The 12,271-nt window shown below is 72.5% G+C and carries 13 protein-coding genes; 4 read left to right on the forward strand and 9 right to left on the reverse strand.

Annotation, left to right across the window (positions count from 1 at the left end):
* Nucleotides 1-3: 3 nt before the first annotated feature.
* The 7 genes from R2J75_RS08870 to map form a co-directional block, all read right to left on the reverse strand.
* Nucleotides 4-3,195 (reverse strand): nitrate- and nitrite sensing domain-containing protein, encoded by a 3,192-nt coding sequence (locus R2J75_RS08870; protein ID WP_316411513.1) that lies wholly within the window; start codon nucleotides 3,193-3,195, stop codon nucleotides 4-6.
* A gap of 58 nt (nucleotides 3,196-3,253) precedes the next feature.
* Nucleotides 3,254-4,018: a C40 family peptidase gene (locus R2J75_RS08875; RefSeq protein WP_316411514.1), complete on the reverse strand. Its 765-nt coding sequence runs from the start codon at nucleotides 4,016-4,018 to the stop codon at nucleotides 3,254-3,256.
* A gap of 32 nt (nucleotides 4,019-4,050) precedes the next feature.
* On the reverse strand, nucleotides 4,051-5,097 hold the full coding sequence (locus R2J75_RS08880) for an ABC transporter permease (protein ID WP_243334238.1): 1,047 nt from the start codon (nucleotides 5,095-5,097) through the stop codon (nucleotides 4,051-4,053).
* A 9-nt stretch (nucleotides 5,098-5,106) separates the two neighbouring features.
* Entirely contained in the window at nucleotides 5,107-6,030 is a 924-nt protein-coding gene (locus tag R2J75_RS08885) for an ABC transporter ATP-binding protein (RefSeq protein WP_316411515.1), read from the reverse strand.
* Nucleotides 6,031-6,076: 46 nt separating this feature from the next.
* Entirely contained in the window at nucleotides 6,077-6,448 is a 372-nt protein-coding gene (locus tag R2J75_RS08890; RefSeq protein WP_243334236.1) for a VOC family protein, read from the reverse strand.
* Between the two features lie 75 nt (nucleotides 6,449-6,523).
* Nucleotides 6,524-7,354 carry a 4-(cytidine 5'-diphospho)-2-C-methyl-D-erythritol kinase gene (locus R2J75_RS08895; protein WP_316411516.1) on the reverse strand — a complete coding sequence of 277 codons (831 nt, stop codon included), beginning with the start codon at nucleotides 7,352-7,354 and terminating at the stop codon, nucleotides 6,524-6,526.
* Nucleotides 7,354-8,199: a type I methionyl aminopeptidase gene (gene map, locus R2J75_RS08900; RefSeq protein WP_316411517.1), complete on the reverse strand. Its 846-nt coding sequence runs from the start codon at nucleotides 8,197-8,199 to the stop codon at nucleotides 7,354-7,356. The genes R2J75_RS08895 and map overlap by 1 nt, the downstream gene beginning before the upstream one ends.
* Nucleotides 8,200-8,209: 10 nt before the next feature.
* Here map and R2J75_RS08905 point away from each other — a divergent pair, with 10 nt between their 5' ends.
* Genes R2J75_RS08905 through R2J75_RS08920 form a run of 4 tightly spaced genes read left to right on the forward strand, consistent with a single transcriptional unit; the run spans nucleotide 8,210 to nucleotide 11,103 of the window.
* Nucleotides 8,210-8,539, forward strand: a complete 330-nt coding sequence (locus R2J75_RS08905) for a hypothetical protein (RefSeq protein WP_243334230.1) — start codon at nucleotides 8,210-8,212, stop codon at nucleotides 8,537-8,539.
* Nucleotides 8,539-9,150, forward strand: a complete 612-nt coding sequence (locus R2J75_RS08910) for a hypothetical protein (RefSeq protein WP_243334228.1) — start codon at nucleotides 8,539-8,541, stop codon at nucleotides 9,148-9,150. The genes R2J75_RS08905 and R2J75_RS08910 overlap by 1 nt, the downstream gene beginning before the upstream one ends.
* Complete coding sequence (locus tag R2J75_RS08915) at nucleotides 9,147-10,466, forward strand: hypothetical protein (protein ID WP_316411518.1); 1,320 nt, start codon at nucleotides 9,147-9,149, stop codon at nucleotides 10,464-10,466. The genes R2J75_RS08910 and R2J75_RS08915 overlap by 4 nt, the downstream gene beginning before the upstream one ends.
* A gap of 43 nt (nucleotides 10,467-10,509) precedes the next feature.
* Nucleotides 10,510-11,103, forward strand: a complete 594-nt coding sequence (locus tag R2J75_RS08920) for a hypothetical protein (RefSeq protein ID WP_316411519.1) — start codon at nucleotides 10,510-10,512, stop codon at nucleotides 11,101-11,103.
* A 3-nt stretch (nucleotides 11,104-11,106) separates the two neighbouring features.
* On the opposite strand, the gene R2J75_RS08925 is transcribed toward R2J75_RS08920, so the two are convergent.
* Together R2J75_RS08925 and R2J75_RS08930 are read right to left on the reverse strand one after the other, a co-directional pair.
* Nucleotides 11,107-11,706, reverse strand: coding sequence for a GNAT family N-acetyltransferase (locus R2J75_RS08925; protein ID WP_243334257.1), 600 nt, complete (start codon nucleotides 11,704-11,706; stop codon nucleotides 11,107-11,109).
* A gap of 2 nt (nucleotides 11,707-11,708) precedes the next feature.
* On the reverse strand, nucleotides 11,709-12,269 hold the full coding sequence (locus R2J75_RS08930; RefSeq protein ID WP_243334221.1) for a 2-oxoacid:acceptor oxidoreductase family protein: 561 nt from the start codon (nucleotides 12,267-12,269) through the stop codon (nucleotides 11,709-11,711).
* Nucleotides 12,270-12,271 lie beyond the last annotated feature (2 nt).

Consider the following 12,271-nt stretch of genomic DNA (forward strand, 5'->3'; position numbering starts at 1 on the left):
GGCTCAGGCCCCTTCCAGGCGGAACCGGCTGACGGAGGCCCGCAAGGTCTCCGCGAGCCGGGCCAGGTCGTTGGAGGCGTTGCGGATCTCGGCCACGCCCCGGGCCGAGGCCTGGGACGAGCTCCGCACCACCCCCACGCTGCCGGCCACGTCGGCGACGGCCGCCGAAGCGCCCTGGCCGCTGGTGGCCATGCTGGCGGTGCCGCCGGCCAGGGCCCGCATGCGCCCGGCGATCCCCCGCACGCCCAGGACCGCGTCCTGGAGGTTCCGGCTCAGCTCCTGGGCCCCCAGGGTCACCTCCCGCAGGTTGTGGCTGACCGCCCGGGCCCCCTCGGCCACGTCGGTGACGCTGCGGGCCACCTGGCCGGCGCTGCCCGCGGCCTGGCCCACGTTGCGGGCGATGATGGCCGTGCTGGTGTGCTGCTCCTCCACGGCCGAGGCGATGCTGCCGGAAATCCCGGCGATGCGCTCGATCACCCGGACCACGTCGCCGATGGCCTGGACGGCCCTGTCGGTGCTCTCCTGGATGGCGGCGATGCGGGTGCCCACCTCGTCGGTGGCCTGGGCGGTCTGCTTGGCCAGGGCCTTCACCTCCCCGGCCACCACGGCGAAGCCGCGGCCGGCCTCCCCGGCGCTGGCGGCCTCGATGGTGGCGTTGAGGGCCAGGAGGTTCGTCTGGTCGGCGATGCCCTTGATCAGGTCGACGACGGAGCCGACCTGCCGGGCATGGTCGCCAAGGCGGGCCATTTGGCCGGCGGCGGTTTCGGCGGCCCCGGTGGCTTCGGCGGCGATGCCGGCGGCGGACGCGGCGTTGCCGGCCACGGCCTGGAGGCTCGCCTCCATCTCCCGGATGGCGGAGGCCACCGAGTCCACGGCCCCGGTCATGGTCCCCGTGGAGTCGGAAATGGCGTTCATGTGCTCGGAGATGCGGCGGACCGAGCCGTCCACGGTGGCGAGGCTCACGCTCATCTCCTCCACCGCGGCCCCGGCGGAATCCAGGCGGCTGTTGACCTGTTCGGCCCCCGTGGCCACGCCGTCGGCCTGCTCCCGGATGGCCTCCACGCCGCCGGCCAGATCCTTCACACCGGTGCTGGCCTCCCGGACGCCGGCGGAGGCCCGGTCGGCCTGGGCCAGCAGCTCCTCGGCGTTGCCGGCGATGACGGCGGCGCTGGTGGAGAGTTCCTCGGAGGCGGCGGCCAGGGTGTGGGAGGCCCGGGCGATCTCCTGGAGGGTGTCCGCCAAGCGGGCGATGGACTGGTTCATGGCCTCGCTGAGGCCCCGGTAGTCGCCCAGGTAGGCGCCCTCCACCCGCTGGGTCAGGTCGCCCCCCTGGAGGGCCCCGACGACCCGGATCACGTCCTGGATGGGTTCCACCACGGCGTCGAGGGTGGCGTTGAGGCCCAGGAGCAGGCCCCGATAGGCGCCGGCCAGGTCCCCGGGCTCGGCCCGCACCTGGAGGCGGCCCTCCCGGGCCGCGGCGATGATGCGCTCCATCTCCGTCACCAGGAGGGCGATGGAGGCCACGCAGGTGTTGAGGTTGTCCTTGATGTCGTTGAAGTCGCCCCGGTAGTCGGCGGTGATGGGCGGGGGGATCTCCCCGCGGGAAAGGCGGCCGACGGTGGCCGCGGCCACGTGGAGCGGACCGATGACCGCGTCCAGGCAATCGTTGACCCCCTGGACGATGCGCCGGAAGTCCCCCTGGTGCCGTTGGGCGTCGGCCCGGACCGACAGGCGGCCTTCGACCCCGGCCCGGCTCAGGGTGCCCGCGTCCTCGACGAGGGCCTGGACGGCGTCGATGCAGCGGTTCAGGCTGTCCCGCAGGGCGGCGAAATCGCCGGGGTAGTCCTGGGTGATGCGCGGGGGCACGTCCCCCTTGGAGATGCGGTCCACATACCGGGCCGCCACGTCCAGGGGGCCGAGGAAGGCGTCCAGGCAGTCGTTGACGCCCTGGACGATGCGGCGGAAATCCCCCTGGTGGCCCTGGACGTCCGCCCGGGCCGAAAGGCGCCCCTCCACGCCGGCCCGGCTGAGCATGCCGGCGTCCCGCACGAGGGCGTTGACGGCGTCGATGCAGCGGTTCAGGTTGCCCCGCATCTCCTCGAATTCGCCGTAGAAGGTCGCCTCCACCCGCGGGGGGATGTCCCCCGCGGAAAGGCGCTGGAGGGCGGCGTCGCAGACGGCGAGGGGCCGCACGATGTCCCGGGCGAAGCGGGCCGCCAGGACCACGGACAGGCCGAGGGCCAGGACCATGATGCCCACCGCCAGGGCCAGCTGCTGGAAGGCCTGGGCACGGGCGGCCTGGACCCGGGTCCGGAGGTCGGCGCCCAGGCGGTCCTCCACCGCCTTGAGCGCGTCGATGCGCGCCGTGGCCGCGCTGAACCAGCGGGCGGGATCCGCGCCGGGTCCGCCCAGGGCGCCGCCGGCGAAGGCCAGGGCGCGGTACCGTGCCACCTCGGCGGCGAAGGACCCGGCGAGGCAGGTGTCCAGGTAGGCCTGCTGGCCGGGATCCGCCAGGGTCCGCACGGTGAGGAGGCCCGCGGTCTGCTGGCCCACGAGGGTGGCGAAGCGCTGGAAGAGGCCCTCCTGGAAGCGTCCGGCCGTGAGGGCGGAATTGAGGGTCGCGCGCTCGATGCCGGCGTCCTCCTTGACGCGCATGAGCTGGAGGTAGGTCTGGGCCGCGGTGTACAGCCCCAGGTCCCGGGTGCCCCGGGGGATCTCCTCCACGACGCCCAGCAGGGCGCCGATCAGGCCTGAGTAGTTGGCCAGGTGCTCGGGCACGGGCACCGCACGGTCATCGGCCCGGCGTCTCCAGGCCGCCAGGTCCGCCAGGCGGGCCTCGGCGAGCCGCATCTTCTCGGCGACGGCGGGGGCGGAGAGGCCGGATTCCCGGGCGGCGGAGGCCAGCCGGCGGAGGGCCTCGTCCGCTTTCTCCCGGGCGGCGGTCTTTTCCGGCCCGAAGGCGCTGCCGCCGCTGGCCAGGAAGCCGGCGGTGGCGCCCCGCTCCTTCTGGAGTTCGTGGACGGCGTCGCCCACCCGGAGGCAGACCCGGCCCAGTTCCTGGGCGGCCTGGGCCTCCCGGTAGGCCTGGAGGCCGTTCCAGGCGCCGGCCACGCAGAACCCGACGAGGAAGACGATGGGCACGCCGACCATGGCCGCGAGCCGCCCGCGGGTGCGGAAACGGTCCAGGATGCCCATGGGTCACCTCCGGTTCGGGAATGTTGGGCGGCATTCTAGCCTGGAATGCCCCGCCGGGTCAGGCGATGAAGCTCCGGGCGCCCAGGAACCGGTCCCGGTAGTAGGGGTCGCTGAGGCGGTCCCGGCTGATGCGGCGGCCGCGGCTGGGGGCGTGGATGAATGTGTCATCGCCCACGTAGATGCCCACGTGGGAGACCTCGCCCCGGGCGCCGGTGGCGAAGAACACGAGGTCGCCGGGGCGGAGGCGGTCCGTGTCGACGCGGACGCCGGCCTCGTACTGCTCCCGGCTGCTGCGGGGCAGCTTCAGGCCGTTGAGGCGGTACACCGCCATGGCCAGGCCGCTGCAGTCGAAGCCCCGGCTCGTGGTGCCCCCCCACAGGTAGGGGACGCCCAGGTAGCTGCGGGCGGTCTCGGCGAGGTTGGTCCGCAGGCCCCGGGCGTCGCGGGGGGGCGCCGGCGCGACGACGGGCTCCTCCGGCGCCACCAGGTAGTAGGTCTGGATGGTGCCCGCGGCCTTCAGGGCCTCGGCCCGGGCGCGGGCGGCCTCCCGGGTGGGGAAGTCGCCGAAGCGCACCCGGTAGAACCCGCCGCCGGCGTAGTAGACCGCGTCCAGGCCCCGCGCCTGGAGGGTCTCCGCGAGGCGGGAGGCGTTCTCCACCCGGGCGAAGGCGCCGGCCTGGATCGTCCAGCCCACGCGGGCCAGGGGCGCGGGACGGGGCTCGGGGGCTGGGCGCGCCGGCTCCACCCGCGGCGCCGCCGTCCGCGGCCCGGCGCAGGCCAGCAGCAGGAGGCCGGCGAGGGCGGCGATGGGGCGTGGGCGCATGGGACTCCCGGATGGGGCCCATTCTACCTGGATCAGGCCCAGCTGAACTTCCGGAGGGCCACGCCAAAGCAGAGGGCTGTCCAGACGCCCACCAGCGCCAGTTCCAGCCCGTGTCCGGCCAGGCCGGCGCCGTCGTTGAAGACGGCCCGGAGGGCCTTCAGGTAGGGGGAGAGGGGCAGGGCGACCACCGCCTGCTGCATCCAGCGCGGCGCCGCGTCCAGGGTGAAGTAGACGCCGGACAGGAACATCATGGGCAGGAAGACCACGTTGGACAGCGCGCCGTAGCCCTCGCTGGTCCGGGCGAAGCCGGCCAGGGCGAAGCCCATGGACATGAAGCAGGCGGTGCCCAGGACCAGGAGCAGGCCCAGGAGGGCGTACGAACCCTGGTTGGCGATGCCGAAGACCAGGCGGCCCACGGCCAGCATCACCAGCACCTGGAGCAGCACCACGGTGAGCCGGTGCAGCACCTGGCCCGCCAGGAAGACCCACTTGGGCAGGGGCGTCACCGCCAGGCGCCGGAACTTGCCCTTCTCCCGATAGGAGACGTTGACCATCCCCACGCTGAAGAGACCCGTGCTCATGAGGTTCACCCCCAGGAGCCCCGGCAGGAGGAAGGCGGCGTAGTTGGCGGCGTGGGCGTTCCCGGGGCTCTCCATGGCCACGGGGAGGAACTGGGGCTCCTGGCCGCTCCGGACCACCTGCAGGGCGAGGTTGGCCTGCTGCACGATCTGGGCGGTGACCTGGCCCTGGGAGACGAGGTAGGTGTTCACCTTGAGGCGGGGGCCCGCGGGGCCCTCCTCGAGCTGGGCGGCGGTGTCGCCCTTCCGCCAGCGGGCCTGGGCCTCGGCGTCGGAGAGCAGGAGGGGCTTCACGGGGGTCCGCTCCAGGGCCTTGAGCACGCCCGCGGAACGCTCCGCCGCCTGGCCCGACACCACCAGGGTGAGGGTGGGGGTGGACCCGGACCGGAAGATCGTCCCGAAGCCGAGGAGCATCAGCACGGGGAAGGCGAAGGTCCAGAACATGGCCGCCCGGTCCCGGGAGAACAGCTTCCATTCGATGATGAACTGGCGGAAGAGCATGGGGTCCTTCTAGTCGCGCAGGCTGCGACCCGTCAGGTGGAGGAAGACGTCCTCGAGCGTGGCCCGGCGGACGTGGATCTGCTGGTAGGGGACGGCGCGGCGCTCCGCGGCCTCCAGGATCGCCGGCAGCGAGGCCTTGGGGTCCGAGGTGGGGATCTCCCACAGGTCGCCCCGGACCGACACCTGGAGCCCGGGTCCCGCCTCGAAGCCCGCGGGGTCCGGCGCGGCCCCGGCGAAGGCCAGCTCCACCACGCTGGGGATGCCCAGGTCCTGGATGAGGCCCATGGGGCTTCCCGTCCGCAGGATGCGGCCGTGGTCCATGATGGCGAGCCGGTCGCACAGGACCTCGGCCTCGTCCATGTAGTGGGTGGTGAGGATGACGGTGCGCCCCTCGGCGCGGATGCGGCGGACCACGTCCCAGAGGCTCCGGCGGGCCTGGGGGTCCAGGCCCGTGGTGGGCTCGTCCAGGAAGACGAGCTCGGGCTCGTTCACGAGGGCGAGGGCCAGGGCCAGGCGCTGCATCTGTCCGCCCGAGAGGGTGACGTGGTAGGCGTCGGCCTTGTCCGTGAGCTGGACGAGCTCCAGGAGCTCCGCGGACCCGCGGCTCCGGGGATAGTAGCTGCCGTAGAGGTCCAGGGCCTCCCGGGGGGTGATCTTGTTGAAGAGGCTCGTGCTCTGGAGCTGCACGCCGATGCGGGAGCGGATCTCCCGGCCCTGCCGGCGCAGGTCCAGCCCCAGCACCCGGATCTCCCCCTCGTCGGGGGGCGTCAGGCCCTCGATGACCTCGAGGGTGGTGGTCTTGCCCGCCCCGTTGGGGCCGAGGAGGCCGAAGACCTCCCCGCGGGCGACCTCCAGGTCCACGCCGTCGACGGCGGTGACCTTCGGGTAGCGCTTCCTGAGCTGTCGGACCTCGAGGGCGGGGGTCTCTGTCATGCGGGCCTCGCGTTCCAGCATGCCAGAGCCCGCCCCGGATTGGCCATCAGGCCAGGGAGTGCAGGCCGAACATGTTCCCGTCCGGATCCTGGGCCAGGGCGATGAAGCCGAATTCGCCGATGGAGAACTTGGGCTTGAAGATCTTGCCGCCGAAGGCCTCCACCCGGCCCGCCTCCACGGCGGCGTCGCGGCAGGAGAAATAGACCAGGGTCCCGTTCCCGCCGGAAGGCACGCCCTCCATGCGGCAGATGGCCCCGGACGTGCCGGGCTGGGCCATGTCGGAGGGGAAGGTGTAGTAGTCCGCGAGCCCGCCGGGAAGGGGCTCCAGCTTCACCTGGAGCACGCCCTCGTAGAAGGCCCGGGCCCGGGGCATGTCCTGCACGTAGATCTCGAACCAGCAGACCGGATTCTGGGGCATGGGGCCTCCTCGGATGGTGTCTGCTTGGATGCTCCGGCGGGGCGGTCCGTTCTTGATAAAAAAAAGATTCCCGGCTCAGACCGCCCAGAACGTCCAATCGGAACGGGTGCCGGACAGCAGGGCCCGGGCCGCGTCCCGGGCCATGGGGGTGGCGTAGCGCGCCGCCCAGCAGCTCCCGGAGCCGCACAGGAGGGGGTCGCCGCCGGTGCCCACCAGGGCGGCCTTGACCTCGGACAGGGCGGGGCAGGCGAAGATCGCCGCGCCGGTGAGGTCGTTGCGCCAGGGGGGGGCCTCCCCGCCCAGGAGGCTCGGGCAGGCCGAGGGGAAGGGGTAGCCCACCTGGGAGATGGACTTGTAGACGCTGGGGGTGGCCACGTGCAGGCCGGGATGGACGAGGAGGATGGGTTCGAGGGGCACCGGGCGCAGGGGGTAGACCCGCTCGCCCCGGCCCAGGCCCAGGACCGTCCCGCCCAGGAGGAAGAGGGGGACGTCGCTGCCCAGCTCCGCGGCGAGCCGCAGGAGGACGGCGTCGGAGAGCTCCAGCCCGTGGAGGTCCCGGCCCAGGCGCAGCGCCGCGGCCGCGTCGCTGGAACCGCCGCCGAGCCCGCCCCCGGCGGGGATGCGCTTCACGAGGCGGAGCCGCGCGGGAAGCTCCCGGCCGGCCTCGCGCTCCAGGAGGCGCCAGGCCCGGACCACCAGGTTGCTGTCGTCGGCCCTCAGGCCCGCGGCGGCGGGCCCTTCCAGCTCCAGGGAGAACCGGTCGGCGGTCTCCGCGTCCAGGTCGTCCCGCAGGTCCTCGACGCCTTCCAGGACCGTGGTCACGAGCTCCAGCTCGTGGAACCCGTCCGGGAACCGGCCCAGGACCGCCAGGAACCGGTTCAGCTTGGCCCAGGCCGTCGCGCGCATCAGAAGCCGTCCTCGAGCTCGAACTCGGGGTCGGGCGTGCTCAGGATCAGGGGGCCGTCCTTGGTGATGGCCACGGCGTGCTCGAACTGGGCCGAGAGGCTGCCGTCGGCGGTGCGCACCGTCCAGCCGTCGGGCTCCACCACGCAGCGGTGGCTCCCCATGTTGAAGATGGGCTCGATGGTGATGGTCATGCCCACCTCCATGCGGAACCCGGTGCCGGGGCGCACGTCGGCGTAGACCACCTGCGGATCCTCGTGGAGCTCGCGGCCGAGGCCGTGTCCGATGTACTCCCGGACGATGCTGTAGCCCAGGCCCTCGCCGAAGGTCTGCACGGCCGTGGCCATGTCGCCCAGGCGGTACCCGACCCGGCAGTACTCGATGCCCTTGAACATGGCGAGCTGGTTGGCCTGGAGCAGGCGCCGGGCCTCCTCCGTGATCGTGCCGACCCCCACGGAGAGGCAGGTGTCGCCGTGGAAGCCGTCCAGCTTGGCCCCGCAGTCGATGGCGATGATGTCGCCGTCCCGCAGGACGTAGCTGGAGGGGATCCCGTGCACCACCCGGTCGTTCACGGACGTGCAGAGGGTGGCCGGGAAGCCGTGGTACCCCTTGAAGTTGGGGACGCCGCCGTTCTTGCGGATGTAGAGCTCGGCCAGCTTGTCGAGTTCGAGAAGGGAGACGCCCGGCTTGGCAGCCCGGGCGGCGACCCGCAGCGCATTTGCGGCCAAACGGCCGGCCTCACGGAGCTTCTCGATCTCCTTCCTGGATTTGTAGCGTATCTGTTCTCGGATGGGCAATTTCGCCTCCAGGACATAGTTTACCCGAAGGCGATAGAATCCCAGGGTCATGGAGCCGCGTATGATCCGACGTTCTGTTGCCCTCGCCCTCGTGCTGGCCGGTCTGGCTTGTGGGCCCCGCATCCCCCCCAAGCCGGCCGGCGTGCCCGCCACCGCCTTCTGGGCCGGGGATGGCAAGGCGGGCGTCTTCGTGGCCATCGGCGTGCCCGATCATGAGGGGTGGCAGGTCCAGCTCTACGACGACCGCTCCGGAGCCGTGGTGGCCCAGGGCCTCTACGTCATCCACCAGGGCACGGCCCGGCCGTCCTTCAAGCAGGAGGACTTCGCGGGGTGGGATGGGCATGCTGTCCGGCTGACCGGTGGCGGCGTGCTGGAGCCCAAGACCCGCTGATGCCGTACACCCGGGAAGAACTGGATTGGATCGAGGCCGAGTGGGCCTTTCACCTGCATGGCCGCCAGGCCTTCATGAGCCGCGAGGACTTCCTCCAGCTCCAGCAATGGGAGGGCGAGAACATCCAGGCCGACGCCATCGTGGCGGCCATGGAAGCCTACTTCCAGCGCCGGGCCCGGCGGGAGAAGCCGCGGAGCTTCGTGCAGCTGGCGCACCTGGCCAAGGACGTGGCCCGCGCGACCCAGCTCCGGGCCGCCCTGGACCGGACGGAAGCGCCCGCCGGGGACCTGGCCGGCTGGGAGCGGGTCAAGGAACCCCTCCGCGCCGACCCCCGCGCCCGGGCCGCCTTCGAGGCCTGGCAGCGCTGCCGCGCCCAGGCCCCGGCCCCGGACAGCCCCGGTTTCCTGGACCACTTCGACGCGGAGCGGACCCGCCTGAAGGAGCTGACCACGCTGGCCGAGGCGGCCCTGGGTCCCCGCGCGGCGGCCCTCAAGGCCGAGCTGGAGGCCCGCCTCGCGGAAGCCCGGCTCGAGCCCGGCAGCCTCGTGTGGACGCGGGCCTGGGACCACCACTGGGGGCGCCTCGTACGGGACGCCTGGGGGATCGAATGAGCGACGCCTGGCTCACGGAACTGGCCAGCCCCACCGCGGGCTTCTTCCCGGCCTTCGCGCGGCGCGCCTCCGGCCCGGAGGGCCCCCGGGACGCGGCCCGGGACGCCGTGCGCAACCTCCTTCCCCGGGTGGACTGGGCGGCCTACCTCCCCCACGTGCCCCACGGCCTCCTGGGGCTGTCGGCGGTGTTCCGCCTGCGGCCCCTCCTGGGCGGGCGCAGCTTCCTGCGCATCCTCGCCACCCAGATCCACGCCTTCGCCCACGAGGGCCGGAGCCCCGAAGGGCAGGGCCTCGCCGCGGCCGGCGCGGGCTCCGGCCACCGGGGCAACCTGGCCATGGCCCTGGACACCCTCCGGCCCGGCATCGCCTGGGGCGAGGCCCTCGGCATCCCGGCGCCGGACCTGGGCGACTTCCTGGCCATCGAGGCCCGCCTGGAGGCGGACATGGCCAATGTGGGGCACAAGGGGATCATGGCGCGCCACCTGGGCGAACTGCACGTGGCCCTGGGCCGGCCGAAGACCGGCGGCCCCCTCCTCCTCGCCCTGGCCGCCTGGCTTGGGGCCAGCGAGCCCCGGGACACCTTCTGGAACCAACGCGCCGGCAGGCGCCTGGAAGGCGTTCCCCCGGTGCCCCGGACCCCCGCGGTCCTGGGCCTGGAAGACTGGACGCCGGCCGCGCGGGAGATCTGCGATTGCGGGTTGGTGGAACTCCTCGACCGTTTCTGCGGCCGGATCAAGGCCGGCACGGGGCGGGGCGACCTCCTCGCGGCCCTCGTCCTGGCCGCCGCCGAGAAGCAGCTGGACGCCCGCAGGGACCTGGAGGGCAAGACCAGCTGGAACTTCGTGCACCTGGCCCGCCTCGCCCGGCACGGGGCGGAGGCCGGCGAACTGCCGCCGGCGGCCTGGGCCCAGGCCGCGGCCCTGGTGAACCTCTTCCCCACCGACGAGCCGGAGGACCGGCCCCGGTCCAAGGCGCCCCGGCGCCCGATCGATGACCCCGCGGCGGGCCTCCTGGACGCGATCCTCGACGCGGAGCCCCTGGAGGCCATGCATTACGCCGAGCGCCTCCTGGACGCCGGCGCCGGGGCGGAGGCCCTGGCCGTCCTGGCCGAGGCGGCCGCCACCAACGATCCCGCCTTCAACCACAGCCACCCCCTCCTGGCCGTGGCCGCCGCCGCGGACCTCGCGCCCCAGGTGCCCGAACCGGTGGTCCGGGCGATGCTGGTGGCCCTCGCCAAGGCCCTTGCGAACAGCCAGGGAAGCACGGACCTGGGGGCCCAGGCGGAGCGGGCCTTGACAGCCGTCGCTATAAACTAATTATAGTCCCACGGACCGGCTCCCGGCTCCGGCCGGGGGACGCATGGCAAGAATTCAATTCGTGGCCGCATGGATGTTGTGCGGCCTCCTCCCCGCCTTCGAGGCGGCCCCGGGCCCCCTGTTCGAGGTGTGCGGGCGTCAGGAATATTTCAAGGGGAAGCATGGCTTCCAGAGCGTGGGGCGCGCCAGCGAACACGCCTACAAGGAGTTCCGGGCCCTGAGCCGGGCCGAGCAGATCCACCCCCAGAATGATGAATATTTCAGTTACATCCTCCGCTGGGAGCCCGAGGACGGCCCACCCCTCTACCTCCACACGGCCTGGCAGCGGGCCTCTGGAGGGGAGCGGGAAGGCAACCAGGTCCTCTTCCAGGTGGCGTGTCCCGTGCACACCACGGACACCCTGAGGGTCTACACCCTGATGCACTCCCACCCGACGGCCTGGGGGAGTCCCGGGCCGTCCTGGATGGATCTGGAGACGGCCACCCGGTACACCAACCCGGACGGCAGCTTCCGCCATCTCTACCTGATCAACAACCGCGGCCAGCTGGTGGCCTTCAAGGCAAAACGAAGCGGCGGGCAGACGGGCCGAATCCGGCACGCCCACCCGCCCCGTCGAAACCTGGACTGGCTGGACTGAGGTTCACTCCCCCAGGAAGAGGGGGGTGTCCTGGTTGATGGCCTCCATGGCGGCCCAGATGAGGGACACGTCGTTGGCCATGACGAGCAGGTCGCGCTTGATGCCCCCCAGGTCCATGACGTGGTGGGGCAGCACCGCCTCCTTGTGGAAGCCGAGCTTCTCGAACGTCTTCCGGGCCCCGAGCTGGTTCTCGACCACCTGGACGATGAGCTTCTCGATGCCCAGGTCCGTGGCGAGCTTCACCAGGGTGCTGGCGAGGACGGTGCCCAGGCCCTTCCGGCGGAGGTCCCGGTGGCAGGCGAGGCGCAGCTCGCCCACGTGGCGCATCCAGCCGTTGAAGGTGCGGTAGAGGGTCCCTTCGCCCACGATGTGGCCGCCCTTGACGGCCACCAGGCTGATCACCTCGCCCGTGCCCAGGCGCTGCATGAACCGCATCGCCCACTCGGGGGTGGTGACGTCGTCCTTCAGGACCATCCGCTCCTCCTCGGGGAGGCCGCGGTAGAAGGCCTGGAGGTCGGCCATATCGCCGGGCTTCAGGGGCTGGAGGGTGACGGCGGTGCCGTCACGCAGGGTGACGGCGCGGGGGAAGCACTCGGGACCCATCGTCACCCCTTTCCGGCCGCGGCCTGCTCGCGGCCGTATTCGTAGCCCTTGCGCAGGGCCTTGAGGTTCAGGTCCTCGGTGCCGCGGGGCACGGAATCCAGCACGGCCTTCTCGACGGCCTCGAAGGGCACCAGGCCCGTGACGCCCGCGAAGAAGCCGACCATGACGATGTTGAGGACGAGGCGGCGGCCCAGCTCCTCGGCGAAGCGGGTGGCGGGCACGCCCATGGCCCGGGCGCCTTCGGGAAGGCGGCCGTCGGGGTTCACGAGCTCGGCCTCGTAGAGGACCATGCCGCCGGGCTTGAGCTTCGGCACGAACTGGTTGTAGGCGTCCTGGCTCATGAGGACCAGGATGTCGGGGTTCTTGACGTAGGGGTACCCGATCACCTCGTCCGAGACCGTCACCTGCGCGCTGCACGCGGAGCCGCGCGCCTCGGGACCGAAGGCCTGGATCAGGGTGGCCTGCTTGCCGCCGTGGATGGCCGCGGCCTTGCCGATGATGGAGCCGCAGAGGATGACGCCCTGGCCGCCCAGGCCGCCGACGCGGATTTCAGTCTTCGCCATGG

Origin of the sequence: Mesoterricola sediminis (genome assembly GCF_030295425.1) — a bacterium.
In the GTDB taxonomy this organism is placed as follows: Bacteria; Acidobacteriota; Holophagae; order Holophagales; family Holophagaceae; genus Mesoterricola; species Mesoterricola sediminis.

Bases quoted from the DNA above. Each gene is read 5' to 3' on its own strand.
- R2J75_RS08930 (WP_243334221.1), bottom strand. From the start codon at position 12,269: ATGGCGAAGACTGAAATCCGCGTCGGCGGCCTGGGCGGCCAGGGCGTC.
- map (WP_316411517.1), bottom strand. From the start codon at position 8,199: ATGACCCTGGGATTCTATCGCCTTCGGGTAAACTATGTCCTGGAGGCG.
- R2J75_RS08895 (WP_316411516.1), bottom strand. From the start codon at position 7,354: ATGCGCGCGACGGCCTGGGCCAAGCTGAACCGGTTCCTGGCGGTCCTG.
- R2J75_RS08920 (WP_316411519.1), top strand. From the start codon at position 10,510: ATGGCAAGAATTCAATTCGTGGCCGCATGGATGTTGTGCGGCCTCCTC.
- R2J75_RS08905 (WP_243334230.1), top strand. From the start codon at position 8,210: ATGATCCGACGTTCTGTTGCCCTCGCCCTCGTGCTGGCCGGTCTGGCT.
- R2J75_RS08890 (WP_243334236.1), bottom strand. From the start codon at position 6,448: ATGCCCCAGAATCCGGTCTGCTGGTTCGAGATCTACGTGCAGGACATG.
- R2J75_RS08915 (WP_316411518.1), top strand. From the start codon at position 9,147: ATGAGCGACGCCTGGCTCACGGAACTGGCCAGCCCCACCGCGGGCTTC.
- R2J75_RS08875 (WP_316411514.1), bottom strand. From the start codon at position 4,018: ATGCGCCCACGCCCCATCGCCGCCCTCGCCGGCCTCCTGCTGCTGGCC.
- R2J75_RS08925 (WP_243334257.1), bottom strand. From the start codon at position 11,706: ATGGGTCCCGAGTGCTTCCCCCGCGCCGTCACCCTGCGTGACGGCACC.
- R2J75_RS08885 (WP_316411515.1), bottom strand. From the start codon at position 6,030: ATGACAGAGACCCCCGCCCTCGAGGTCCGACAGCTCAGGAAGCGCTAC.
- R2J75_RS08880 (WP_243334238.1), bottom strand. From the start codon at position 5,097: ATGCTCTTCCGCCAGTTCATCATCGAATGGAAGCTGTTCTCCCGGGAC.
- R2J75_RS08870 (WP_316411513.1), bottom strand. From the start codon at position 3,195: ATGGGCATCCTGGACCGTTTCCGCACCCGCGGGCGGCTCGCGGCCATG.
- R2J75_RS08910 (WP_243334228.1), top strand. From the start codon at position 8,539: ATGCCGTACACCCGGGAAGAACTGGATTGGATCGAGGCCGAGTGGGCC.